This window comes from Metabacillus mesotrionivorans (genome assembly GCF_052171315.1).
Classification (GTDB): domain Bacteria; phylum Bacillota; class Bacilli; order Bacillales; family Bacillaceae; genus Bacillus_P.
In genome coordinates, this window is record NZ_JBQMFF010000006.1 from 101,265 (window position 1) to 123,986 (window position 22,722).

Sequence of the window (22,722 nt, forward strand, 5' to 3'; positions counted from 1 at the left end):
TCAGCTTTTCATATGGTAAAAGTCATGTTTTTACCACACATTGAAAGAATGGCGTTATTTAACAGGACTATCAGATGGGATAACAAAAGAAAATTATCCCATTTATCTGATACCACGTACCCACCCGTTTTCAAACCTTATTCTGTAAAAATTTCCAATAAAATAACCCAGAGAAGTCTCCGGGTTATTTTATTGGATTCAGGCTATTTGCTTATTGTCATTTTTCTCCTAGGGGTAAGTGAAAGGCAGTAGTTGGTTTATCGAAATTTGTAATGAGGTCAAATATAATTTACAGCCACTTCAATATGGGTAATTATGTTAAAATGATATTAAATTAGTGAGGCTTATGTAAGGAGGTGCTGAATTTGCATAACAGCAGCAAAAATCAGAAGAAATCAGACGGAAAATGGACAATGATGTCGTTGGCTTTTGGTGCAGCGATCGGAGCAGTATTAGGATTAATAGCTTACAATAATCATTGGCTGGGCTGAAGGCTTATTTTTTATGTACGTTTTACAAATAGCCTTTTCATAAGAAAGAGCACCCAGTCTAATGGGTGCTCTTAAACGTCCTATCGAATCTGCCCGTTTCCTCTCATCATAAACTTTACTGTTGTCAGTGCAGGCAATCCCATCGGCCCGCGTGCGTGAAGCTTCTGTGTGGAGATGCCGATTTCAGCGCCGAATCCAAGTGCGCTTCCGTCTGTGAAGCGGGTTGAAGCATTGTGGTAAAGTGCAGCAGCATCAACAAGCTGCATGAACCGGTCTGCTGTTTCTTTGTCTTCTGTGATAATTGCCTCTGAATGCTTTGTTCCGTATTGATCGATGTGATCAACGGCTTCTTCCAGAGTTCCGACCGTTTTCACTGCCAGATCAAGGCTCAAGTATTCGTTTGCCCAGTCTTCTTCACCGGCTGGAACAACATTCGGAAGAGCATCTGCAGCCATTTCATCTCCGTGAAGAGTGATACCGTGATCCTTTATAGCTTTTGCAAGGTGGTCACTGTTTTCTTTCAGCCAGTCTTTATGAACAATAAGGGTTTCGGCTGCATTGCATACTGCCGGGCGGTCTGTTTTTGCATTGATTATAATGTTCAGCGCTTTTTCCACATCCGCCTTATTATCTACGTAAATATGGCAGTTCCCAACTCCTGTTTCAAGCACCGGCACGGTTGCATTTTCAACAACTGCTTTGATTAAAGAAGCTCCGCCGCGCGGAATCAGCACGTCAATATGTTCTTTCATGGTAAAGAGCTGCTGGGTTGCAGCGCGGTCTGTCGACGCAATGAACTGAACGGCTTCTTTAGGGATTTTTGTTTTTTCAAGTGCACGATGCATGACTTCTACAATTTTCATATTAGAAGAGAGAGCGGAAGATCCGCCTTTAAGCACAATGGAGTTGCCTGATTTCAGCGCAAGTCCCGCAGCATCTGCCGTCACATTTGGACGCGCTTCGTAAATCATGCCGATGACACCCAGCGGCACACGGACTTCCTGCACGTTCAGCCCGTTTTCAAGTGTCCATTCAGATAAGACATCTCCTGTTGGATCGGGAAGGTCTGCAACCTGCCGCAGCCCCTCTGCAAAGTCGCCGACGCGCTCCTGTGTAAGCGCAAGACGGTCCATGTAGGCTTTGTCATATCCTTTTTCTTTTCCTTTTGAGAGATCTTCCTCATTTGCTTTTAAAATTTCTTCATAAGAACGCTCCAGCTCGTTTGCCGTGATTCTAAGGGCCTCGTTCTTTTCTTCCGTTGTTAACATGCTTAACGTTTTCGCTGCTTCTTTCGCTGTGAATGCCTGTTCTTCCACCGTCATCGGTTTAAGAGCTGCAATACTCATCAAAACGCCTCCTGTTTTATTAACTCGGCACCTTCATCGAGAAATCCAGAGAGCAGACAAACGTCTCTTGATCAATCGCTTCGGCCGATTCATTGTTTTCCTTCACTTCTTTAAGCTGCTCTGTAGAAAAATTGATGCGGCCAAGGCCGAATTCTTCTTCGTCTTCATCCAAAATCGTGACAACTGCCCCGCCGTTAAAGCGTCCTTTCACTTCCTGAATATCAAGCGCGTAAATATCTCTCCGTTTATCAATAATGGCTGCTTTTGCTTCATTCGAAATCATCACTTTGCCTTCCGGACCTGAGTGGAATGCAATCCATTGTTTTTTGCGGTCAAGGTTAAATGCATTGGCTTTCGGCTCAAAATACGTTCCCTTCGCCTTGCCGTTTACAGCATCCATTAGAATATCTCTTGTGCTGGATTTACCCAGGAATGACTGAATCCCTGAAGCCATGGCAATCTTAAATGCGGCAATTTTGGATTTCATGCCGCCCGTACCGACTGCACTTCCCGAACCGCCGGCTGCTGCTTCAATTTCCGGTGTGATGGCATCCACTTTTTCAAGCAGCTTGGCATTTGGATTGCTGTTTGGATTATCATCATAGAGACCGTCGATGTCGGATAAAATAATCAGCAGATCAGCTCCAATCAGAGCGGCAACTTTAGCTGAAAGAGTATCATTGTCTCCGAATTTCAGACGGTCGACTGTGATTGTGTCATTTTCATTCACAATTGGAATGATCCCGCGCTGAAGCAGCACTTCCATCGTGTTTTTCATGTTTCCGTAGCGTGTTTCATCTGAAAAGTCGCCTCTTGTGATTAAGAGCTGGGAAGCGACATATCCGTGAGATAAAAAGAGCTCTGAATAAGATTCCATCAGCAGTCCCTGTCCGATTGAAGCGGCTGCCTGCTTTTCCGGAAGGTCTGATGGCCGGTTAATGCAGCCAAGCTTTCTGTAGCCTGCCGCAACAGCTCCTGATGACACAACGACTGTTTCATAGCCTGCATCTTTCAGCTCAACAATCTGGTCTGCAAGCTTTTCAAGCTTTCTGCGGCTGACTTCGCCGTGCATACTTGTCAGTGAACTGCTTCCAATCTTAATAACAACTCTTTTTATCTGTTTCTCTTCTTCGTTTACCATCTTATCCCTCCTGATTTTTTTAAAACGGGCTAAGACGTCACCAACGCTCCGGCCATTTCTTCGTTCAGCTCTTTTGAACGTTTTGCAGCATGATAGACTGCTTCGGAAATGGCTTTTCCTCCATTGTTTTTGCGCAATGCTTCAAGCCCTGATGCCGTCGTTCCATTAGGAGACGTTACTTTTTCTCTCAAGCTTGACGGTGCTTCATCATTTGAAAGAATCATTTTGGCTGCACCGAGAATTGTCTGGGCAACAATTTCGCGCACCATGTGTTCGTCCATGCCCTTCTCGACGCCTGCTTTCTCCATGTGCTCCATTAAATAGTAGAAATAGGCGGGTCCGCTTCCTGCAAGACCTGTGAAAATATCCATCTGGCTTTCTTCTATTAAAAATACTTTCCCCATACAGCTCAGCAGTTCTTTTACATGCAGAACGCTGTCCATGTCTGTATGCCTGCCCGGACTCAAGGCGGTCGCAGATTCCTGAATCATGCTTGACGTATTGGGCATGACACGAACCGTTTGCTGTCCGTCCTTCAAGTGATCTTCCATGAATTCAGTCGAAATTCCGGCTAAAACGGAGATCACCACTTGATCCGGCCTTATTTTGTCTTTCAGTTCACCGAGTGCTTCCGCTGCACCCTGGGGTTTCATTGCGAGAATAAATAAATCAATTTCACCGTATGGCAATGCTTCTTTAGTAAGCGCCTGAATACCATACGTTGCGTTCAGCTCCTGAAGCCTCATTTGATTGCTTCTGTTTGTCACATACAGCTGATCAGCAGGAATAATTTCTTTCTGTACTATTCCAGCGATCATCGATTCTGCCATCGATCCCGCACCTAAAAACGCTACTCTTTTTTCTCTAAGCATAATGTTGCCCCCTCTGCGTTCGCTTGTGTTCCGTTCGTTTTTTCAACGGTTACTATCGTAACATGCTGAGAAACAGATTCAAGGGATAACAGGACATTCATGAGGATACGGCCGAGATAGTGAAAGGAAGCGCTATCATCAAGCGGTTTGCCTTAAGCAAGTCCGTTTAATCACGAATGATTCGGTTTTAAGCGGAAATATGGCGGTATTTGCAGAGAACAAAAGCGCAAGCGCCAAGGCCCGCTCCGATAGGCAGATAAGAATCCGGCGGAAAAGTCCGGTTCCCGCCTTTTTTGACGGATTTGTTCTGACAGAGGATCTAGGCGCTTCCGCTTGCCGCTGATAACTTTATTATGTTATTCACAGCGTTTTATTCTTTATAATTTCCTAACAAATGAAAAAAACTGCCGGCAATGTGATTGCCCGCAGCTTTATCCTAATTCATCACCCATTTGTCTTTTAAAAACAGGATTCTTCCAATGATTAATGCAATGACCATAACGGCCAGGTTGCTTCCAAGGACAAGGAGAATATGATCATACTGGACGATTCCAAACAGGAGCTCCTTTAAAATTGTAAACAAATTCAGTACCGGAATCGCAAAGTGGTGGAGCTCAAATTCATTGATTCCGATGCTTGTCGTTGTTAATGCAGGGATGGTTCCAATCATTAAAACCGGAGAACTGTAGCTTTGGGATTCTTTTACTGTCTTGCCGATGATGCTTGTCAGCATCAGAACAGATGCCATAAACATCGCATAAATGACAGAGATAAGAAGAGCCATGCCGATGATGATCGGTGCATCGCTTCCGAATGAAACAGCTTTTCGAAGGTTCTCTGTTAAAAAGGCAACTTCAAGCGACACGACACCAAGTGTAATCAGCCCTGTAATGGCTCCAAGAGAAGAAATGGCCAGCCACTTTGAGAAAAGCAGAGTCGTTCTGCTGACAGGTGTCATAAGAAGTGCTTCCATCGTTTTCTTCTCTTTTTCTCCAGCAAAAAGATCGGATGCTGCCGGACTGGCGCCAATCCCGATGGCAAGTGCTAGAATCATCGGCACTAATAAAGCCACGAGATTAATGGTCGGATCTTCCTGGGTCATTTCCTTCTGCTCAATGACAAGCGGCTGGATCAGGGACGGATCTGTACCATTCTCAGCCAGGCGCTCCCCTACAACCGTTTTTTCATAGGCAGTCAAAGCTCCCGATACAAGTGTCATCAGCGTCGATGAATTCTGGCTGAAGGAGTCCCCGATCATGGTAATGGAAGCTGTTTTTCCATCCTCAATTTTCGCAGTAAAATCACTATCAAGAATCACAGCGGCCTGCGCATCGCCCTCTTTGACAGCCTCTTCAGGATTTCCGGTTTTGACCAAATCCACATTTTTAAGAGGGGTGAACAATTCCTCTTCAGCCTGATTTATCGTTTCTTCAACAGCAAGCGTATACGTATCTTCTTCCCCTCCTGAAACCATACGTTCATAAAACAGTGTCAGTCCCGTCATAAGAATGATTGGCAAAAGGACGGTCAGAATCAGTGTCCGGCTGTCGCGGAAACAATCCTTCATTTCTTTTAAATAACAATTAAGAAGCATATTCATCTCTCCTCACAAGCTTACTCATGAAAATGTAATTTAGATCACGGCTGCCTTCTTCTTTATAAAGTCCTTCAAGATCTCCCTGATACACAAGTTCCCCTTTATGCATCATTGCGACAGAGTCGCACAGCATCGAGACTTCTTCCATAATGTGGCTTGAAAACACAATCGTTTTTCCCTCGCGCTTCAGCTGGTGGACAAGCTGCCGGAATACATTAGACGAAGTGATGTCAAGGCCCGTAGTCGGTTCATCGAACAGAATAATCTGCGGATTGTGAATGATGGCTCTCGCTATGGCCACCTTTTGCCGCATGCCCTTTGAAAACCCGCCGACTTTTCTATCCAGATAGTCTCTCATACCGAACATTTTCGCCAGCTCATCAATCCTTACTTTTGTTTCATGCTTGCTCAGACCGTAGAGGCGGGCAAAATATTCAAGGTTCTCCCTCGCAGTCAGCCTGTCGTAAAGGCCTGTTTCTCCTCCAAACAGGACGCCGATTTGTTTTTTGATTGCGGCCGGTTCTCTGACCGTATCAAAACCTGATACCGTCACACTTCCTTCAGAAGGTGTGAGCAGCGTTGCGATCATCCTGAGAAGCGTCGTTTTTCCAGCGCCGTTTTCACCGAGAAGTCCGGTCACTTCGCCTTCTTTCATAGAAAAGGATACATGCTTAAGGGCAGTGACAAATGTTTTCTTATCTTTAAATGTTTTAGTTACAGCCTGAACATCAATCATTTCCTTCACCTCATATGCGTTCGATTTGATGTCTTTATCATACAAAGCTTTTAAAAGAGAATCTGCACTTATGTCGTGAATTGTCCGTTTCATGTCGTGAAAATGCCAAAAAAACTTTTAAATGGTAAAATAAAGTGATTATTCCTCCATTATGAAATTCAGCAATCCATTGAAGAGGAGACCTATTTATGAAAGTTGGTTTAGTGGATGACCGTTTCATTGATCTCGACAAACTGAACGGCATCATCTCAGGCATTCCGGATGTAGAGATTGTCTTTTCTACCCAATCCGCCGAAGAAGCCTATGAATACATAAAAAAAGAAGTGGTGGATGTCCTGATAGCCGATATCGAAATGCCTGACCTTTCAGGCTATGAGCTTGCGGATGTCATTCACTCTCATGCACTCAATATATCTGTCATCTTTGTTACAGGAAACAGCGGCTACGCCGTTCATGCCTTTGAGCTTAATGTCCATGATTACATCATGAAGCCTTATCCGAAAGAAAGGCTCATAAAATCAGTTGAGCGGCTTATGGAAAAAACACAATCAGCGGATATTGCCGGGAGGCTTTACCTCAAGCAGAAAAACGACATTCACATCCTTCAGAAAAAGGATATTATCTTCATTGAACGTTCCGGCCGGTCGACGACCATCTACACGAAGAGCGGCGCCGTTAAAACATACCTGACACTAAATGAACTTGAAGGCGAACTTAGAGAGCGGGACTTTATCCGTTCACACCGGTCCTTTATCATCAACATTCACTACGTAAAAAACTTCTCTCTGTACGCCAAGAATTCTTATATTGTCACTTTCGAAGGATTGGACGGCCAGGCGATGATTACAAAAGAAAAAGTGGATTTTCTGCAGAAGCATTATTTTTAAGGCGGGGAAACAATGATCAATGAAAAAACATACTGGGTTCTGGCATCCTTAATTGGAGCGGTTCCTCTTTACATGGCTCTTGAGAAATTGTCCATTTCCTTTTCAGCTTATGCAGCAGGGTTGATTGCAGGAGGAGCGGGACTTATTCTGAGCCGTAAAACCGTCTTTCATATGAATGGGCTGAGCGGAAAATGGCATCTGTTTTTAACGGTTCTTCAGATGGCTGTTGTTTCATTGTCATTCACCGATCTGCCGGTTCTTTTGCACGCAGTGGTCCTTTTCCTTTTTACGGGTACAGAAGCAATCAGGCTGACCGCTGCAAACAGGTTTTTTGCTCTCACTAAAGAGCTTGAACAGGCTGAAAAGCAGCAAGCGCACCTGAACGAAACCTTTAAAGCGGTGCGGAGTGAACGGCATGACTTTTTAAAACATGTAGCTGCCCTGCACTTTTTGCTGGAGCATGAAAAGCAGGAGGAGGCTAAAACCTATTTGGATGATCTTGTCGGAGAATATGAGCAGACGAATCTTTCGATAAAAGGAGAGCGCGGCATTGTGGCCGGGATGCTTCATCAGCAGTACACACGCGCCAAAACAGCAGGAATAACGCTTGTTTATGATCTTGACCTCCCTGTATCAGCCCTTCCTTTTCCTGACAGGCACATTGTAGCCCTTGCCGGAAACCTGCTCTCAAACAGCATAGATGCGGCGGAAGAATGGCAAGCAGCAAGGGGCAAACAGGCTGAAGTGTCCATGCAGCTTTATAAAAAGAGCGGGCTTTATCTTCTTACCATAAAAAACGCAACCCTGCCGCTCCCCTTAAATATCGTTGATCGGCTGTTTGAAGTTGACGGACTTACAACAAAAGGCGGAGAACATGTTGGCCTTGGGACAAAAATCGCAAAAGATATTGTCCATAAACACGGGGGATACCTCGACTTTATCCATAAAGATGAACAATTTACAGTGAAGATTAAAATACCTGCGTTTACAGGAGACCATTTATGAAATACAAAAAGAGCAGAAGGACTAATCCCTCAGCTCTTTTTCTTTCCATACCTCAGGTAGCAAATCCGTCAATTCATGCGCAAGCATTGTATGAGCCGATCTGGTCTTTGTCCACCTGTCCGCACAGGCGCCGTGAAGATAAACGGCGTTTAAAACCGCATGTTTCCAATCCTTGTGACAGCAGAGCATGCCGAGCATCATCCCGGTAAGCGTATCGCCGGTCCCGCCTTTTGCAAGGGCGCTGTTTCCGGTCGGATTGGTCCAGGCACTGCCATCCGGAAATGCCGTTACTGTGCCATTTCCTTTCAATACGATTGCAGCTCCGAGTTTTTTTGCCCAGTGCGAGGCAAGATGAAGTCTGTTTTCCTGCAGCTCAGCCACCTCTATACCTGTCAAGCGGGCAAATTCCCCGGGATGCGGAGTCAGAATAACAGGAGATTTCCTCATATGAAAAGTACGCTCTGACAGCGCGCCGGCGTCCAGGATAACGGGACATTCCCCCTGAAGAAGGTGCTGTACCGCCTTTTCAGTCTCCTCGTTTGGCTCAAGACCCGGGCCCGCAGCAATCGCTTTATACTCTGCTGTATTCACTTCTCCGCCCGCCGCCTTTTTGAGGCCGTTCCGCAAATACGTCGACTCAGGAAGTACCGGCACAACATAGGGAATGACCTCTTCCTCAGTCCCGATTACAAGCTTGCCGATGCCGCTGCGCATGGCTCCAAGCCCTGAAAGCAAAGCAGCTCCCGGCATATCTTTGCTTCCTGCCAGAAGAAGACCGGTTCCATATGTGCCTTTATGTCCAGAATTCGTTCTTTCCGGGAGTGTTTCTTTTACATGACCTTCTGTCCATTCCTCCATCATTTTTCTCCTCTCAGTAAGTGTTAACGCTCTTGGGTTTGAATCCCGGTTTTGAAGATCGGTACCATTTCAAGCAAAGAATACAGATAATCAGTGCATCAATCACATCCCCGCCGTAATACATCATCATGCTTCCCTGCTCTGCCTGACTGAGCGGCACTCCCTCAGGAGGGTGCGCATACAAGTACTTGGACAGGATGCCATGGGCGGCAAGCGCTCCGAGCAAGACGGCCGACCTGTATAAATAGCTTACTCTGTGAAAAACAGGATCTATGTACAGCAGAGACGCCGTAAAGAAATATCCCGCAAGGAACACATGAAAATGAACAGCCGCATGCCAAAAAGCCGACTGGTGCATCATGTGATGCAAATCAGATGTATATAGCAGCCAAAGCCCCCCGACATTTAAGACCGCTGCCGTGACTGGATGCGACAGGATAAAAAAAGGCCTGCTTTTCAGAATTCCCGTTACACGCCTAGCCCGGTCAGTATCAAGGGTTCTCAGCAAAAGCTTTACAGGTGAAGCAAGGACCATTAAAAGCGGCGCAAGCATGCCGAGCAGCAAGTGACCGGCCATATGAAAAACAAAGTGGCCGTGCGCTTTCTCAGCAAGCGGACCAAAAACGGCAGCGGCTGCACACAAATTTCCCGCAAGCCAGAATGCCGTCCGGTAAACAGGCCATTTCCGGTACATTCTGTTTGAATAAATCACGGCTGTGGCGTATAAAACGGCAGCCAAAACAAATGGCGCAGCCATAATATATTGAATGCCTGCACTTAATGTGTGATGAGCATGGTGCATCTTCAGCCCGCCTGCTTTCTTTTTTCACGAAGAATAAAATACATTCCTGATAAGAGCATCAGGACAGCTGTGACATTCCAAATCCAGTCATACATATAAACATTTTCGACATACCTTATCTGGTGCAGCCCCATAAGCTTATGCTGAATGGTGCCATCGTAAAGCTGAAAAGCCCCTGCCCCTGCGAGAACGCCTCCCGTCCATCTCATTACAACAAGTGACTGCCGCCTTCTCAAATCGGCAAACATAAATAATCCGCCGATTGTCGCAAACCAGCTGAATGCATGGAACAGCCCATCTGATACAAGCCCGATATCCGTCGTTGCCTTATCATAAAAATGATGCCAATGAAGCAGCTGATGAAAGATGGTTTCATCTATAAAAGCGACAAGTCCAAGACCGAAAAGAATGCCTGACAAAAGGTTCTTCCTGCGCGCTGTCATATGTATCTCCTCTCCAATAAAGTGTCTGTTAATCAAATTCCCCTTCGATACCTGGATGTAAACAAAGCGGGGGCAGGTCTTTGGGATGATTTTTCTATGAAAGCAAACAAAGAAAAACCGCCGTAATGGCGGTTTTCTCATTTCATTCTTGCTTCTCGGCTGACTCTGCATACAAGCCTCATCAGCGCCCGGTGCGCCGCTGGAACCAAGAGGAAGAAGCCATCCATCGTTTTTCTGAGGGGCATTGGGCAAATAACAGGCTTATTCCGGTGAACGCCGTCAATGGCAAGCTTCGCAATCTTTTCCGGTGTCATCATTTTTTGTTTTTTCATCTGGCTGCGCATTTTATCTTTATCCATGTTGATGGCAGTCGCATTTGTAAAAATGGGAGTATCCACGAAGGCGGGACAGAGGGCTGTTACTTTTACCCCGTATTCCTCCGCTTCGTAATGCAGGGATGTCGTGAGGCCGACAACTGCGTGCTTAGTGGCAGCGTAGGCGGCAGAGACAGGTGCAGGACCGAGCCCTGCTGCAGATGCGGTGTTGACAATATGTCCAAAACCCTGTTTTTTCATAAGAGGATAAGCAGCCTGAGTACCGTTCACTGCGCCCCAGACATTGACATCCATGATTGTTTTCCAGTGGTCTATAGACATGTCGTACAGCTCGCCGTACATGGCAATGCCGGCATTATTAAACAAATAGTCAAGACGGCCAAATTCCTTGAATGTTTCAGAAATGAGCTTTTCAACAGAATTGTATCCGCTTACATTTAGATGCACATATCTTGATAAAATCTCTTTATCATTAAATGCTGCTTCTGCTGTCTTTCCTTCCTTTTCATCCACATCCGCGATCATGACGAATACCTTACTTTTGATAAGCTCGCGGCATATTGCTTTGCCGATTCCTGATGCCCCGCCTGTCACAATCGCAACCTTTTTGACCTCATCCATGCACATTCCTCCAATTGGAATATTTACCCACAAATCTATTATATAGGAAGATTTAACACATGAGACAAAATACCTGGATTGTTCCTGAAACCGTCACAAATAAATGCAAGCGTCCGATTAACTTCGGTAACAAATAAGGGTTTGAAAGTGGCTGAAACACAAAAACCCCCACAACAATGGAGGTTTTTCATATTATTCAGGAATTCCGGCCTTATCAAACGGGAAAAAGCGAAGCTTCACTTCCCCAATCACTTCATCTTTTGCTATGGAGCCAATTTCACGGCTGTCCCTGCTCTGGCGGCGGTTGTCTCCCATGACAAAATAGGAATTGTCAGGCACTGTGACCTGAAAATCTTCTGTTAGCTGTTCCCCATAGCCCAGCATATTTTTATTCGCTGCCAAGTAAGGTTCTTCAAACTGCTTTCCGTTGATGTAAAGAACATCCTGTTTCATTTCAATCTGATCGCCGGGCAGGCCAATCACCCGTTTGATGTAATCCCGGCCTGGCTCAGGTGAATGAAAGACTATCATATCAAATCTCTCAATGCCGCTTGTTTTTGAGATAATCAGCCGGTTTTGATCCTCGAACGTCGGCTGCATTGATTTTCCTTCCACCACTACCGGAGCAAATAAAAACTCTCTGCAAATGACTGCAATGGCCAATGCAAAAAGGATGGATTTAATCCAGCTCCATATTTCTTTTCTTGTATTGCTGGTTTTTTCATGTTCTGTCATTGCGGTCCCTCCAATGATTCAGCCCGTATTAAACAAATGACCCTTTGCAGAAGTTACGTTTTTTTTCCTGAACTGAATATGATTGCAAAAGCGACGCCAAGAGCGATTCCTATCGAAATATTATCAATCGCGATTCCAAGTCCTGCTCCTGCAGCCATACCAAAAACCCAGCCTGCACCTGCCATCTTTTTTGTGCTCATGTCCTCATCTCCTCACTTATTCTACGAAGGAGATGGCTTTAAAGTTTCAGGTTTGGCATGAGTACAGCAGAAAAGATCATTTCCTCATGTAGGTTTGTCCGAATGCTGCTGCACTTCTTATTATATGTTTCTCAGCTGAAAAAAGAAATTGACAGCATGTGCTGAAACCTTTTTTATGAGAAAAAAGCTTTAATCATAAAGAAGCGGCGCCTTAATGGCACCGCTTCTTCTTTAGGATTTTGGATAGGTTTTATTCAAAAAGTTCACCGACTGGTTAATAAGCTGTCTCAGCACGTCTTCATCGACGTCAGCCAGCTTGTTTATATAAACACACGCCTTGCCCGTTGTATGTTTTCCGAAGTTCTTTAAGAGTTTTTCCCGTTCAGAATCACCCGTTGCAAAATAAAGGCTGATTTTCGCTTTGCGGGGGGAAAATCCCACAAGCGGCGCGTCTCCCTCATGGCCTGTAGGATACTTGTAATGGTACGAGCCGAACCCGATGATGCTCGGACCCCACATTTTCGCTTCAAATCCCGTTGTTTCTGTAAAAAGGTCCAGAAGCCGGTAAGCGTCCTCCCGCTTTTTGGGAGATTCAACTCCTTCAATAAACTCCACAACGCTGTGATCCGTTTCCTTCGTTTTCAGTTCATAGGCCATCTGCTTCGCTCCTTATTTACAGGTCTTTTTTCAAGTAATGGTGCTTGAAATCGCGTCCGACACCATCAAGCGTGCCGTACACCTCATACCCGTGCTTTTTATAAAAATCAACCGCCTGGAAGCTCAATGTATCCACTTTGACAAAATCACAATCTCTCTCTGCGGCAATCTTCTCCGCTTCGGCAAGAAGCTGTGAGCCATACCCTGAGTGGCGCAGATCCTCATCAATCATCAGCGTATGAATCTCAAGCCAATTCCAGCAAATTTCGCACAGGATACCGCCGCGAACTAAACCGCTTTCATCTTTGAGGTACACATTTACTTCCTCATACCGTCCGTTGAGATCCTCAGGAAAATGCATCGCGTTGTACTCATAAAGATTTTGATTCACAAAGTTTTTGTACGTTTGGTTGATTTCTTTTGAAATGATAAATCCCATATGCTGTCTCCCCATTTACTTAATGTCTTAACTACTTTCGTTTTAATCATATAATTTCCTTCATTTTACCACAAAAAAGAGGGTCAGTCCCCTGTCACTTTAACGTGTTGGGGGACTGACCCTCTTTTCATTACAGCATTAAAGCAAAAGGGGGATTCCCCATTAGTTTCCGTATACTTTCCCAGTTGACGAGCTGATTGTCCCGCTGTTCACGTTCAGCGTGTAGGAGAGCCCGCCGGAACCGGTCCAGGTTGATAAGTTGAATGTGTTTCCGTCTTTCAGTTTATAAATGGAGATATTATTGTATGTAAGCGAACTTCCGCTCACACATCGGGTTGGCGCCTGGTTTGATTTAGCCATGTAGACAGCTGCATTCACAGCTCCTGGCTGGGTTACAACTTTTGCTGTTCCGTCTTTTTCAACAAGCAGTGCCGACTGCTCATTCAGGCCGATGCCTTTGGCAGATGTACCTGTTTCTTCCCCGTCCTGAATGTTTCGCGCCATAAAGGTCAGCAGTCGTCCCATCCGGTCGCGCTGCTCGAAATGTGTGTCAGTCTGAATGTTATTATTGTGAGGGGTCTGGATCAGATAATCCGTGAAAGAAATGAGAGAACTGTAAGGGTTTCTCAGAGCAGTTAAAGAGTCCAGTGTTTGTGAACCCGCGGATATGGCATCATAGATGTGGTCTCCCTGAATCATGGCACCTGCGCTTGTGCCGCCAAACGGCACATTCTGAATACGGCTGTTCAGAGCCGTTAATGCCGGAGATCCCTCAAGAAACTTCACATAGTCCGCTTGGTTCCCGCCGGCGAAGAAAATGGCCTCTGCTTTATTAATGCGGTCAATCAGCGAAGAATCGGAGCCTGCCTGGGTTAGATTTGTTACTACGACGGTATTGACTGAGTTCAGCGGTTTGCCGATGGATTGTGCCAGATCGTAGAGATACTGATTATAGCCATTTGATCCTGTTGCCCTGATAATGAGGAAATCTCCCCCATTGGCCTTTTGAATCATCCATTCCATCGCTTTATCTACATCTGTGCTTCCGCCCATATAAACCTGGCCAAACGATGCGGTAGTCACTTTATCGGTGGTGCTTCCTGTCGTATACAATGTATACGAGGACGCTGCTTCCACATCATTTACTCCTGAAAACGACACAAGACCACCGACTAAAGCTGCACATACCATTACCTTTTTTCCTGCTGCTTTTAAGCTCTTCATAATACGCCTCCTTTTTATTTGAAAATTCAAATAAATATATGCAAGTTGTATGCCAACTTACAGGAAGCCCGTCTTTTCAAGGGTTGCAGCTTTCCATAACTATTAATTGGGCGATTTAGGCTGTTAGAAAAACCTAAAATAAACCCAAATCGACCAATAATATTCCATTTTCCAACAAACAGGGGGGGTCAGGCCTGCTGCACGTTAAAGCACAGCGGGACTGACCCCTTTTTTCCTTTTCATTCCCACTTAAACGTAAAACTTGCTACAATAAACGCACCCACCGCCCAGCAAGCCAGGATCAGCATTTCTGTCCCGAGTGTCGTGACAGCGGCCCCGACATTCATCACCTCTCTGAGTGCATGGCTCAGATGGGAAATCGGAAGCGCATAGACGACCGGCTGAAGAAAATCAGGCATGTTGCTGATTGGGAAAAATACGCCTCCCAGAAACAGCATCGGGAATGATAAAAATCCGGCAATCGGAGCTGCACTTTCCGGCGTCTTTGCAATGCCGGCAATGATAAAGCCTATAGCCATAAACGCGAGAGTGCCGAGCACCACAAACGCGATCAGCGTAAGCCATGATCCGCGCACATCGACTCCGAAGATCAACTGGGCAATAATAAGCACAAGCAAAGCCTGCAGCCCGTTCAGCATAAGCCGGGCCGTAATTTGTGCAGCAATAAACGTCGAAGCTTTAAGCGTGGTTCCCTGCATTCTTCTCAGGATTCCCCGCTCTCTCCATGCTGCAATCTGTCCCGCTACCCCGTTCATATTGTTGCTCATAATCATCATGGCAACGATGCCCGGAACAAGAAAATCGATATACTGCAGATTGAGGGTTTCAATCCCTTTTGCCTCTGTCACGACAGCGGGCTTGTAGCCGACTTTTTCTTTGCTGATCTGATCGACCGCCCCATTTACGAGCTGAAGGCCGATTTGAGAGACCGCTGCATTTGTTTCATCATAGTAAACCGGAAGTGAGGCTGGATTTTCGTTTCCAGTGTTCTTCCCGTACCCTTCAGGAATCATAATTGCAAGTTGAAGATCTCCTTTTTTCACTTTCCCGAGTGCACGGTCTTCCTTGCTTTCTTCTTGGACCTTCATTGCCTGGTTTTTCTTAAGTGCTGTCACCAAAATCTTGGATTCATCTGATTGATCCTGATCCACCACACCGACGGTCACAGACATAGTGTTTCCGCCGCCAAGAAACGAGCCAAGCATCACCATGAGAAAAATCGGAAAGAGCAGAGTCCAGAACAACACCTGCCGGTTCCGCATGAAAATGCGAAGCTGGGTTAACGTCAGCTGCCAATAAGCTTTCATGCTTCCCTCAGCCTCCTTCCCGTCATGTGAATAAAGACATCTTCAAGAGTGGCCGTGCGTATTTGCAGATCAGCAAGCTTCAGCCCCTGTTCTGCCGATGTCTCAATCAGGCTCGTCAGCGTTGCCTGCAGATCATCTGTATAAAGAATAACCGCATCGTTCTGGCTTCCGACCTGCTTAACTCCTTCAATCCGGCTGAAGTCAACCTCAGCCGCCTCTTCTTCAAAACGGAACTCCACCGCATTTTCAGAGTGAAGATTTCGGACCAGCTGAGCCGGTGTATCAAGGGCAATCAGTTTTCCCTGATCCATGATGGCAATTCTGTCGCATAATACGTGCGCCTCATCCATATAGTGGGTTGTTAAAACAACAGTCACGCCACGTTCCTTCAACTTAAAAATAATATCCCACAGTGTTCTCCGCGCCTGCGGATCAAGTCCCGTCGTAGGCTCATCCAGAAAAATGATCCACGGGTCATGCACCAGCGCAAGGGCAATCGCGAGCCGCTGCTTCTGCCCGCCAGACAGGCTCTTAATTCTGCTCTTCGTTTTATCCGTCAGCAGCATATCCTCAATAAGCGGATGGATCGGGACATGCTTCTTGTAGAAACTGGCATACAGCTGCAGAATCTCCTCCACTGTCAAAAGTTCAAAAAGAGTCGTAGACTGCAGCTGGACGCCAATAACCTCTTTGACCTTCTTTAAATCCCTGACAACATCAAAGCCTCCAATATCAGCCGACCCTCCGTCAGGCTTCCGCAAGCCGACAAGCATTTCAAGTGTCGTCGTTTTTCCCGCTCCATTCGGGCCGAGCACGCCAAACACTTCGCCTTTGAAAACTTCAAACGTTATGCCGGCCACTGCCGTAAAGTCCCCATACGTCTTGATTAACCCGTTCACGCTGATCATCTGATTTTGTTCAGACATTTTTCACACTCCAAAAGGAGGCAGATTGGTGCTGCCTCAAATTTCTTCTATGGTTATGTATTCTGCACGACATGAATTTATCCCTCTCCAGTTATTCAAGTTAACAAAGCTGGCAGATTGTATGCCATCTATTATTTAAATAGAAAGAACTCACAAATAAAACTCGTATGCTATGATAACAATAAAACGAAAAACGTTTTCAAACATCAGGGGGAAAGCTATGAAAACAGGAGGATTGGTGCAGCAGCTCTACACCGCAACCGAATGGATCACACGAATCTTTACAGCCAACATCGTCTGGCTGCTCTTTAGTCTGCCTATTGTCTACTTATCCTTAAATCTATTTGCCGTCAAAGACCCGGCCGGCTTACTAGTAAACGGGCTAACAATCGCTATTTTTACACCTTTCATCCTTTTCCCGGCGACAACCGCTCTTTTCGGCCTCTCGCGGAAATGGATAACAGCAGACAGCCAGGTTCCGCTGCTCCGCACCTATTGGAAGCTCTACAAAGAAAACTACACCCGCAGCATGACCGGCGGACTGTTGATTGTCCCAATCTGGATCATCCTTGTCATCGACTACTTTTACTTCGCAAAATCCGGCTCGCCGCTGTATTATCTCTTTCTGGCAATCGGAGTATTCATGTTCGTGTTCACGATGCATTTCTTTTCAAACACCGTGCACTTTCATCTGACTTTGTTCCAGTCCCTCAAAAACTCTATGCTACTTTCAATCGGAAAGCCCTTGCACACAATCGGGATTGCAGCAGGAGTCGGCGCTCTTTTTTATGTCAGCACGAGCGTTTTTCCTCTTCTCATTTTGCTTGGCTTTGGGAGTTTGACGGCCTGGGTTGCGTTTTATTTGTTTTCAAAGGCTGTTTGAACGGCCTTAGTGCAAGTGAAAAAACTCGTCATTTTGTATGGCGAGTTTTTTATATTTGAAACAGCTTACCTATGTTAGTAAATTCTATTCTATCTTCTTCTGAACGGTTATCTGTATATTGGTACTCACCGGTTAAAAGTATATCCCCATTTTTCAGATAACCTAGCAACCTATCCGCTTCACATTTCATTTTCCAATAAAACTCTTTTCTATGATGAGTAAGATCATGTCCTGCTAAATCAGGATCATCAGCTGCCCCAACGCAGGATAAGCCAATAAATCTCAGGAATGAGTAACCCCTGCAGTAGTCTTCATAGAGTTGTTCAAGTACACCAATATGGATTTTCTCTTCATTACTTATGGCTTGAAGGCAGCTTGTCAGCCTGACATATTCAAAATACGCAAAAGGAATGTGCTCCTCCAGCAATTTCATTACATCACGGCTGGCATTTTTCTGATTATAATTCAAATCTATCAGGCTGAAATACAATTCTTCACCGTAGAATAACTCTATCTCCGGAGTCCTGTATACCCAGTTTTCGAACTCCTTAATGCTTATCATTTTTTTATAAATGTTGTAGAAGTTAGCTTCTATACTCTCTTTGGAGATCAGTTTTCTTCCTCCCTGACGCAATTAAAAATGTGTTTTTCTCATTTCGTCTGCTGGTTGTCATCTTTTTTCAAATAACACAATGCATTCTTCTAAATGATCTTCTGATTTACCAGCCACTTCTCAAACCTTTCTGCACCCGCAGCATATTCAAGATCTCCGACATGCATAGAAAAGATTCTCGTGCCGAAGTCCTTTATCGTTTCGGAATTCTCACTTGAAACGCTCTTCAATCCATACTGCTTAAAATCAAAATAAACATCCCAAATGTCTTCTGTTTCTCGTTTTAATGCTACAGACTCAAAATCACGCTCATTTTCATAGTAGCCAATATGCAAATGATATCTTTCATCGTATCTGACTTCCAATTTCAAACCTCCCTGCTTCATTTCATCAGAGCAGTACATCAAATTCATCTATTATCTCAACCACTTCTATTTTCCCATTGACCAAAACCTCCGGCAGCTCATTTTCTTCGCGGTTCTCCCAATATGCCTTTGCCTGCTTCATCTTATCTGAAAACGGAATACAGTCTTCCTTTGGCAGCAGGCTGCCGTTGCCTTCAAAGCAGCTGCCTTCTACTTTGAGTTTCACAATCTGCAAGACTCCCCGATTATAAGAGTCAAAGATTTTTTTCCATCTCAGAATATCCTCATACGTTTTCGCTGCATATAAACATGAAAGCCGTGAAGGGTATTCAGGGTAATCTCGTAATCTGACCATTTCAACGACTGCTTCTCTGACAGCTCTCATTGTTTTGTCCATATATTTCATTACTGTTGCTGTATCATCTTTTTCCAACCTTAAACCTTCATCACATATTCCATTCTGAAGAATCCGGTCAACTGTTTCACCTTTGGCATTTATAATATTGGGTTCAAAAAAGAATTGGAACAGTGAATTATGCTCATGATTGTCAAAGACAATGATCTGACCGGGACTCATTTTTTTCTTTGTGACTAGATGGTAGACGTAAAAAGGGTTGTTCATAGGTTCCTCCTGCTGACTGCTATTGAAAGATTATGTGATTAGAACGCCAATCACAATAAAAAGAAGGGAAACAGCAAAAAAGACAAGAAAAAAGTATCCAAAGTACCGGATTGGTTTGGGAAGTTTTTTCATATCAGTCTGCGCAGGCAGTCCCTCAATTGTTTTCATGTGATCCACAGCATCATTGAATGGTTTTTGATCGGACAATGGGGCAACTCCTCCTGATCATTGAGGCTATAAGATCTATTTCCTTAATTCTTCATTAACAGATTTCATATACACCTATAATTCAACCATAAAGCGTTAAAACCTCTTAACTATAAAAATCTCCCCCGGAAAACGTTTTTCGAGAAATCAGCTCTAGTGTAACCTGGCCCAAGGAAAATACGTTTTTCCAATTTGAGTGGATTAGGGGTACTAGAAATACGTAAAGGCTCTTCTCTGTTGACCAGTCATGATTAAATTATTCAGGCAACCTTATAATGTGGGGATTATTCTTAACAAATAGATATTTATGGATCGACTTGGTCATTAAATACGTGAAGAAAACAGAAAACATGATTAAAATACCTGTCATTACGATTAAGGTCACATCTTCTCCCAGACCCATCAAAAATTGAGCTAGGATATATCCAATCGGCGGGCCTGCAGATAGTACTGCATAATGCCAGCCGCGAGTATCTTTTTTCTCTTCCTTAACGTCCTTCCAGTAACTGTTGAGTTGCTTATAGAAGAAGATGAAAATACTAGTTATGTAAAGTACTGTCATTATCGCATAATACCACCACGTTACCACACCGCCCATATGTGAAAATCTTAATGACAATAGGAAGAACCCCCAAGAGCCAGTCAATCCCATGAACATAATAAATTGAATGGACTCGATCTGGGTCTTTTCAACATTCCTAAAGAGTAACGCCAAAGCCCAAATGTTTAAGATTGCTATTAAAGGAACTGTTAGATATGTAAATATATTCACACCTAGAGCAATCATTGGAAAAAGCAGCAAAAAATCGATCATAAAAAGTGTAAAAACAACAATAGTTGCTTTCATTTGAAATGTTGGGTATGGTCCCAAATTTTTATAAACAGAATCAGGCAACTGACTTCTTTTAAGGCTTGTGTCTAATTTGAAGAATTCATTATTAAGCATATTTTCAAAACCATCCTATCTCTCATAAACATCAGCACCAAATTTTTAATCTATCTTCTTTTGTCGTTATAAAACTTTACTAAATGAATGTTTTTCTTGATAAAAAATACTTATGAAGGAACTTAACGAACATTAATGAATAGAGTGATGCACCAAGAAAAAAAATGAAAGTGACAAACGATACCATTAAATGATTGGATACACCTATTAATAAGGTTGCGACAATATATCCAGCAGGTGCAGCAATCGATGCAACAACATAATGCCATTTAGGTGTTGTTTTTTTCCTTACCTTTTCTAATGAAAGAAAATTCCCACTGTATGATCGATAAAATATTCCTACTCCAAGGATAAAAAGTAGAGCAAGAATCATGTAATACCAGTAAGAAGTAACCCCTGACATATAAAGAAATTTAATCCCCGAGATAAAGTAGCAAATAGCACCCGCTAAGCCTAAACATCCCAAAAAGAGAAGTGTTTCTAATTCTCTTTTGTCTACTTTTGAGAATAATAACTTTAATGCCCAAATGTTAATAATAGATATAAATGGTATAACTAGAATTAGAACAATATGATTAAAGATAAATGGTAAATATAACGGTAATGCCAGAAGTAAATCCAGACATAAGAAAGTAAAAACTGCGATAACAAACCTGACTTGATGCGGAGGAAAAGGTGTAAGATGATGTAAGATATGTACCGGTAATTCTCTGCGTTTAACGGACTCATTAATGATCAGCATGAATGTTCTCCCTATGTTTTTTTACATGGATTCGTTTTACTTTGCCCAGCAGGCAAACCAAGTTACGGATGTGGCAATGCCCTATAAAAATATATTTGAAGCGGAAATGACTACCGAAAAATAATTGAAGTGAGGTGAACAGCAAATTGAACACCCTCAAATTCATTACCTTCTGTTTCATTGCTTTCATTCTTTCAGGAGCTTTGCTGACAGGCTGCAGCGGCCATTCTGAGGAACGAACAAAAATTGAAGAAGCGAAAAAAAAGACTGAGGATTATATCAAAGAAAACTATCTGGGGATTGAATCTGTTACCTTCACAAAAGAAAAGACGAACCCAATGGGCATTCTAGTTTTAGAAGGCTACCTTAATGGAGATGAAGAGAAGATGTTTTCACTCGATTACGATTACGGGCACAAAGATGTAATTGGCGGACTGGTTCTCGCAGATATTAGAGAGGATTGAAGGAAATCTGTTAAATATATATAAACTTACAAAGTAAACCATAGGCGAACAAAGAAAGGAAAATCCCAAAAGATTTCCCCTTTAACTGATATAACTTATTATAACTTATAATGCCAAAAACACATTCCAAACCATATGAGCTCCTATAACCAGCCACAGAGAGCCAGTCAGCCCGTAACCAATCCCAAAAGCAAACCCTTTAACAATTCCGCCGACCGGATCAGGGTGCATGATTCCGAACAGGACAGAGGTGAAAATGAGGCCTACAAGAAAATGATACCGTTCTGTGAGATATCTCTGCAGGATTCCTCTAAATACCAGTTCCTCTGTAACCGGGACAAGTAATCCAATAACCAGAAGATGAAGCAGGATTTCAGGCACACTGTATCCAAAAAATGCGGTGCCGTCCAGTACAGATAGGAAACTTTCAAAAGGTGCCGTGCTGTCTTTAACAAGCCATTCATAGAGAACAGGAAGGCCGAGGGCTGCTGCAAATCCTGCGAGAAGCTTCCATAAAGATGTTCTTCCTTTGATTAGACTCTCTTTTCCGTAAGCCCATACAGATGGAAATATCTTAAAAAGCAGGGTTAACAGCAAAACAGCCGTCCCCATTGCAGCGGCGCCGTTAATTGTAACGATGTAATCTCTCGTATAAACAGGGCCGAGAAAAATAAACACGCCCATAATCACCGAATAGAATACAATATTCAGAGTTAAAAAAAGAGCTAAGAGCCCGCCCCTTGGCCGTTTTGATTCTGTTTCCCGCAATACAGGCTCAGTGCTCACCTTCATTCCTCCTCAATATAAGCCTTTTACATTTCTAACCACCCAGTTTGCCATCGCAATGCTTTCTTTTAACGATTGAAATTCCTCTTCCGCCTTTACAGCAGTTTCATGGTTCTCGACAGCTTTTTCATGAAGGGCCTGAATGGCTTCCCCGTCGAGCTCTGATACAAGCCTTCCCTGAATTTGAACTAAGAAGTTTTTATACGAGTCGTATGAATCAATTGCCGACAGCCCAGATTTAAGTTCACTAAGCTCGCTTTCAACCTTTGCCTCCATCTGCCTCTTCAGACTTTCCCTCTGACGGATCCGTTCAATTTCTCGGTTGATTGTTTTTTGAACACTCTCGATCTGCTCCATGATGGCATCCTGCGCATCGCCTATCTGTTCGGCGGCTTCTTTTTGGAGCTGTCTAAGCTCTGCGGTCGCATCCTCAAGCACATTTCCAAACATC

The 22,722-nt window shown here is 44.0% G+C and carries 29 protein-coding genes; 5 read left to right on the top strand and 24 right to left on the bottom strand.

Annotated elements, in window-relative coordinates:
• Positions 1-365 precede the first annotated feature (365 nt).
• Entirely contained in the window at positions 366-491 is a 126-nt protein-coding gene (locus tag ACTSEZ_RS16130) for a hypothetical protein (protein WP_369735261.1), read from the top strand.
• An 80-nt stretch (positions 492-571) separates the two neighbouring features.
• On the opposite strand, the gene ACTSEZ_RS16135 is transcribed toward ACTSEZ_RS16130, so the two are convergent.
• From ACTSEZ_RS16135 to ACTSEZ_RS16155, 5 genes are all read right to left on the bottom strand, one after another.
• Positions 572-1,840, bottom strand: a complete 1,269-nt coding sequence (locus ACTSEZ_RS16135) for a glutamate-5-semialdehyde dehydrogenase (RefSeq protein ID WP_369735263.1) — start codon at positions 1,838-1,840, stop codon at positions 572-574.
• A 16-nt stretch (positions 1,841-1,856) separates the two neighbouring features.
• On the bottom strand, positions 1,857-2,978 hold the full coding sequence (gene proB / locus ACTSEZ_RS16140; RefSeq protein ID WP_369735264.1) for a glutamate 5-kinase: 1,122 nt from the start codon (positions 2,976-2,978) through the stop codon (positions 1,857-1,859).
• Between the two features lie 29 nt (positions 2,979-3,007).
• Positions 3,008-3,850, bottom strand: coding sequence for a pyrroline-5-carboxylate reductase (proC, locus tag ACTSEZ_RS16145; protein ID WP_369735265.1), 843 nt, complete (start codon positions 3,848-3,850; stop codon positions 3,008-3,010).
• 436 nt (positions 3,851-4,286) lie between these two features.
• The gene (locus ACTSEZ_RS16150; RefSeq protein WP_369735266.1) at positions 4,287-5,444 is read right to left on the bottom strand and encodes an ABC transporter permease; all 1,158 of its coding nucleotides are present in this window, start codon (positions 5,442-5,444) and stop codon (positions 4,287-4,289) included.
• Positions 5,434-6,183: an ABC transporter ATP-binding protein gene (locus ACTSEZ_RS16155; RefSeq protein ID WP_029285638.1), complete on the bottom strand. Its 750-nt coding sequence runs from the start codon at positions 6,181-6,183 to the stop codon at positions 5,434-5,436. Before ACTSEZ_RS16155 ends, ACTSEZ_RS16150 begins: the two co-directional genes overlap by 11 nt.
• A 188-nt stretch (positions 6,184-6,371) precedes the next feature.
• On the opposite strand from ACTSEZ_RS16155, the gene ACTSEZ_RS16160 reads away from it, so the two are divergent.
• Both ACTSEZ_RS16160 and ACTSEZ_RS16165 read left to right on the top strand, forming a co-directional pair.
• The gene (locus ACTSEZ_RS16160; RefSeq protein WP_029285636.1) at positions 6,372-7,070 is read left to right on the top strand and encodes a LytR/AlgR family response regulator transcription factor; all 699 of its coding nucleotides are present in this window, start codon (positions 6,372-6,374) and stop codon (positions 7,068-7,070) included.
• 12 nt (positions 7,071-7,082) lie between these two features.
• The gene (locus ACTSEZ_RS16165; RefSeq protein ID WP_369735267.1) at positions 7,083-8,075 is read left to right on the top strand and encodes a sensor histidine kinase; all 993 of its coding nucleotides are present in this window, start codon (positions 7,083-7,085) and stop codon (positions 8,073-8,075) included.
• Between the two features lie 21 nt (positions 8,076-8,096).
• Here ACTSEZ_RS16165 and ACTSEZ_RS16170 read toward each other — a convergent pair whose 3' ends face one another.
• From ACTSEZ_RS16170 to ACTSEZ_RS16220, 11 genes are all read right to left on the bottom strand, one after another.
• Positions 8,097-8,936 (bottom strand): NAD(P)H-hydrate dehydratase, encoded by an 840-nt coding sequence (locus ACTSEZ_RS16170; RefSeq protein WP_369735268.1) that lies wholly within the window; start codon positions 8,934-8,936, stop codon positions 8,097-8,099.
• A 10-nt stretch (positions 8,937-8,946) separates the two neighbouring features.
• On the bottom strand, positions 8,947-9,741 hold the full coding sequence (locus ACTSEZ_RS16175) for a cytochrome c oxidase assembly protein (RefSeq protein WP_369735381.1): 795 nt from the start codon (positions 9,739-9,741) through the stop codon (positions 8,947-8,949).
• Positions 9,738-10,178 carry a DUF2243 domain-containing protein gene (locus tag ACTSEZ_RS16180; protein ID WP_369735269.1) on the bottom strand — a complete coding sequence of 147 codons (441 nt, stop codon included), beginning with the start codon at positions 10,176-10,178 and terminating at the stop codon, positions 9,738-9,740. Before ACTSEZ_RS16180 ends, ACTSEZ_RS16175 begins: the two co-directional genes overlap by 4 nt.
• A 137-nt stretch (positions 10,179-10,315) precedes the next feature.
• Complete coding sequence (locus ACTSEZ_RS16185; protein ID WP_369735270.1) at positions 10,316-11,134, bottom strand: SDR family oxidoreductase; 819 nt, start codon at positions 11,132-11,134, stop codon at positions 10,316-10,318.
• Positions 11,135-11,326: 192 nt separating this feature from the next.
• On the bottom strand, positions 11,327-11,869 hold the full coding sequence (gene lepB, locus ACTSEZ_RS16190) for a signal peptidase I (RefSeq protein WP_369735272.1): 543 nt from the start codon (positions 11,867-11,869) through the stop codon (positions 11,327-11,329).
• 53 nt (positions 11,870-11,922) lie between these two features.
• Positions 11,923-12,069 (bottom strand): hypothetical protein, encoded by a 147-nt coding sequence (locus ACTSEZ_RS16195; RefSeq protein WP_369735274.1) that lies wholly within the window; start codon positions 12,067-12,069, stop codon positions 11,923-11,925.
• A 231-nt stretch (positions 12,070-12,300) separates the two neighbouring features.
• Complete coding sequence (locus ACTSEZ_RS16200; protein WP_369735275.1) at positions 12,301-12,726, bottom strand: DUF1801 domain-containing protein; 426 nt, start codon at positions 12,724-12,726, stop codon at positions 12,301-12,303.
• Positions 12,727-12,742: 16 nt separating this feature from the next.
• Entirely contained in the window at positions 12,743-13,165 is a 423-nt protein-coding gene (locus tag ACTSEZ_RS16205) for a GNAT family N-acetyltransferase (RefSeq protein WP_369735276.1), read from the bottom strand.
• Between the two features lie 162 nt (positions 13,166-13,327).
• Positions 13,328-14,389, bottom strand: coding sequence for a cyanophycinase (locus ACTSEZ_RS16210; protein WP_369735278.1), 1,062 nt, complete (start codon positions 14,387-14,389; stop codon positions 13,328-13,330).
• 239 nt (positions 14,390-14,628) lie between these two features.
• Complete coding sequence (locus tag ACTSEZ_RS16215) at positions 14,629-15,717, bottom strand: ABC transporter permease (protein WP_369735279.1); 1,089 nt, start codon at positions 15,715-15,717, stop codon at positions 14,629-14,631.
• A complete protein-coding gene (locus ACTSEZ_RS16220; protein ID WP_029285614.1) occupies positions 15,714-16,643 on the bottom strand; it encodes an ABC transporter ATP-binding protein in 930 nt (309 codons plus the stop codon). Before ACTSEZ_RS16220 ends, ACTSEZ_RS16215 begins: the two co-directional genes overlap by 4 nt.
• Before the next feature lie 220 nt (positions 16,644-16,863).
• Here ACTSEZ_RS16220 and ACTSEZ_RS16225 point away from each other — a divergent pair, with 220 nt between their 5' ends.
• Entirely contained in the window at positions 16,864-17,526 is a 663-nt protein-coding gene (locus ACTSEZ_RS16225; RefSeq protein ID WP_369735280.1) for a YesL family protein, read from the top strand.
• 49 nt (positions 17,527-17,575) lie between these two features.
• Here ACTSEZ_RS16225 and ACTSEZ_RS16230 read toward each other — a convergent pair whose 3' ends face one another.
• The 6 genes from ACTSEZ_RS16230 to ACTSEZ_RS16255 all read right to left on the bottom strand — a co-directional run bounded on the left by ACTSEZ_RS16230 (position 17,576) and on the right by ACTSEZ_RS16255 (position 21,021).
• The gene (locus ACTSEZ_RS16230; RefSeq protein WP_369735281.1) at positions 17,576-18,160 is read right to left on the bottom strand and encodes a hypothetical protein; all 585 of its coding nucleotides are present in this window, start codon (positions 18,158-18,160) and stop codon (positions 17,576-17,578) included.
• 68 nt (positions 18,161-18,228) lie between these two features.
• Positions 18,229-18,504: a DUF3986 family protein gene (locus ACTSEZ_RS16235; protein ID WP_369735282.1), complete on the bottom strand. Its 276-nt coding sequence runs from the start codon at positions 18,502-18,504 to the stop codon at positions 18,229-18,231.
• Positions 18,505-18,529: 25 nt separating this feature from the next.
• Entirely contained in the window at positions 18,530-19,126 is a 597-nt protein-coding gene (locus tag ACTSEZ_RS16240) for a DUF2441 domain-containing protein (protein WP_369735283.1), read from the bottom strand.
• A 30-nt stretch (positions 19,127-19,156) separates the two neighbouring features.
• Entirely contained in the window at positions 19,157-19,333 is a 177-nt protein-coding gene (locus ACTSEZ_RS16245) for an amino acid transporter (protein WP_369735284.1), read from the bottom strand.
• A gap of 256 nt (positions 19,334-19,589) precedes the next feature.
• A complete protein-coding gene (locus ACTSEZ_RS16250; protein ID WP_369735286.1) occupies positions 19,590-20,279 on the bottom strand; it encodes a hypothetical protein in 690 nt (229 codons plus the stop codon).
• Positions 20,280-20,358: 79 nt separating this feature from the next.
• Entirely contained in the window at positions 20,359-21,021 is a 663-nt protein-coding gene (locus ACTSEZ_RS16255; RefSeq protein WP_369735288.1) for a hypothetical protein, read from the bottom strand.
• 146 nt (positions 21,022-21,167) lie between these two features.
• On the opposite strand from ACTSEZ_RS16255, the gene ACTSEZ_RS16260 reads away from it, so the two are divergent.
• Positions 21,168-21,485 carry a DUF1433 domain-containing protein gene (locus ACTSEZ_RS16260; RefSeq protein WP_369735289.1) on the top strand — a complete coding sequence of 106 codons (318 nt, stop codon included), beginning with the start codon at positions 21,168-21,170 and terminating at the stop codon, positions 21,483-21,485.
• 105 nt (positions 21,486-21,590) lie between these two features.
• Here the strand turns inward: ACTSEZ_RS16260 and ACTSEZ_RS16265 are convergent, their stop codons facing one another.
• Positions 21,591-22,271 (bottom strand): CPBP family intramembrane glutamic endopeptidase, encoded by a 681-nt coding sequence (locus ACTSEZ_RS16265; protein WP_369735291.1) that lies wholly within the window; start codon positions 22,269-22,271, stop codon positions 21,591-21,593.
• A 12-nt stretch (positions 22,272-22,283) separates the two neighbouring features.
• Positions 22,284-22,721 carry a hypothetical protein gene (locus ACTSEZ_RS16270; RefSeq protein ID WP_029285593.1) on the bottom strand — a complete coding sequence of 146 codons (438 nt, stop codon included), beginning with the start codon at positions 22,719-22,721 and terminating at the stop codon, positions 22,284-22,286.
• Between the last annotated feature and the right edge of the window lies 1 nt (position 22,722).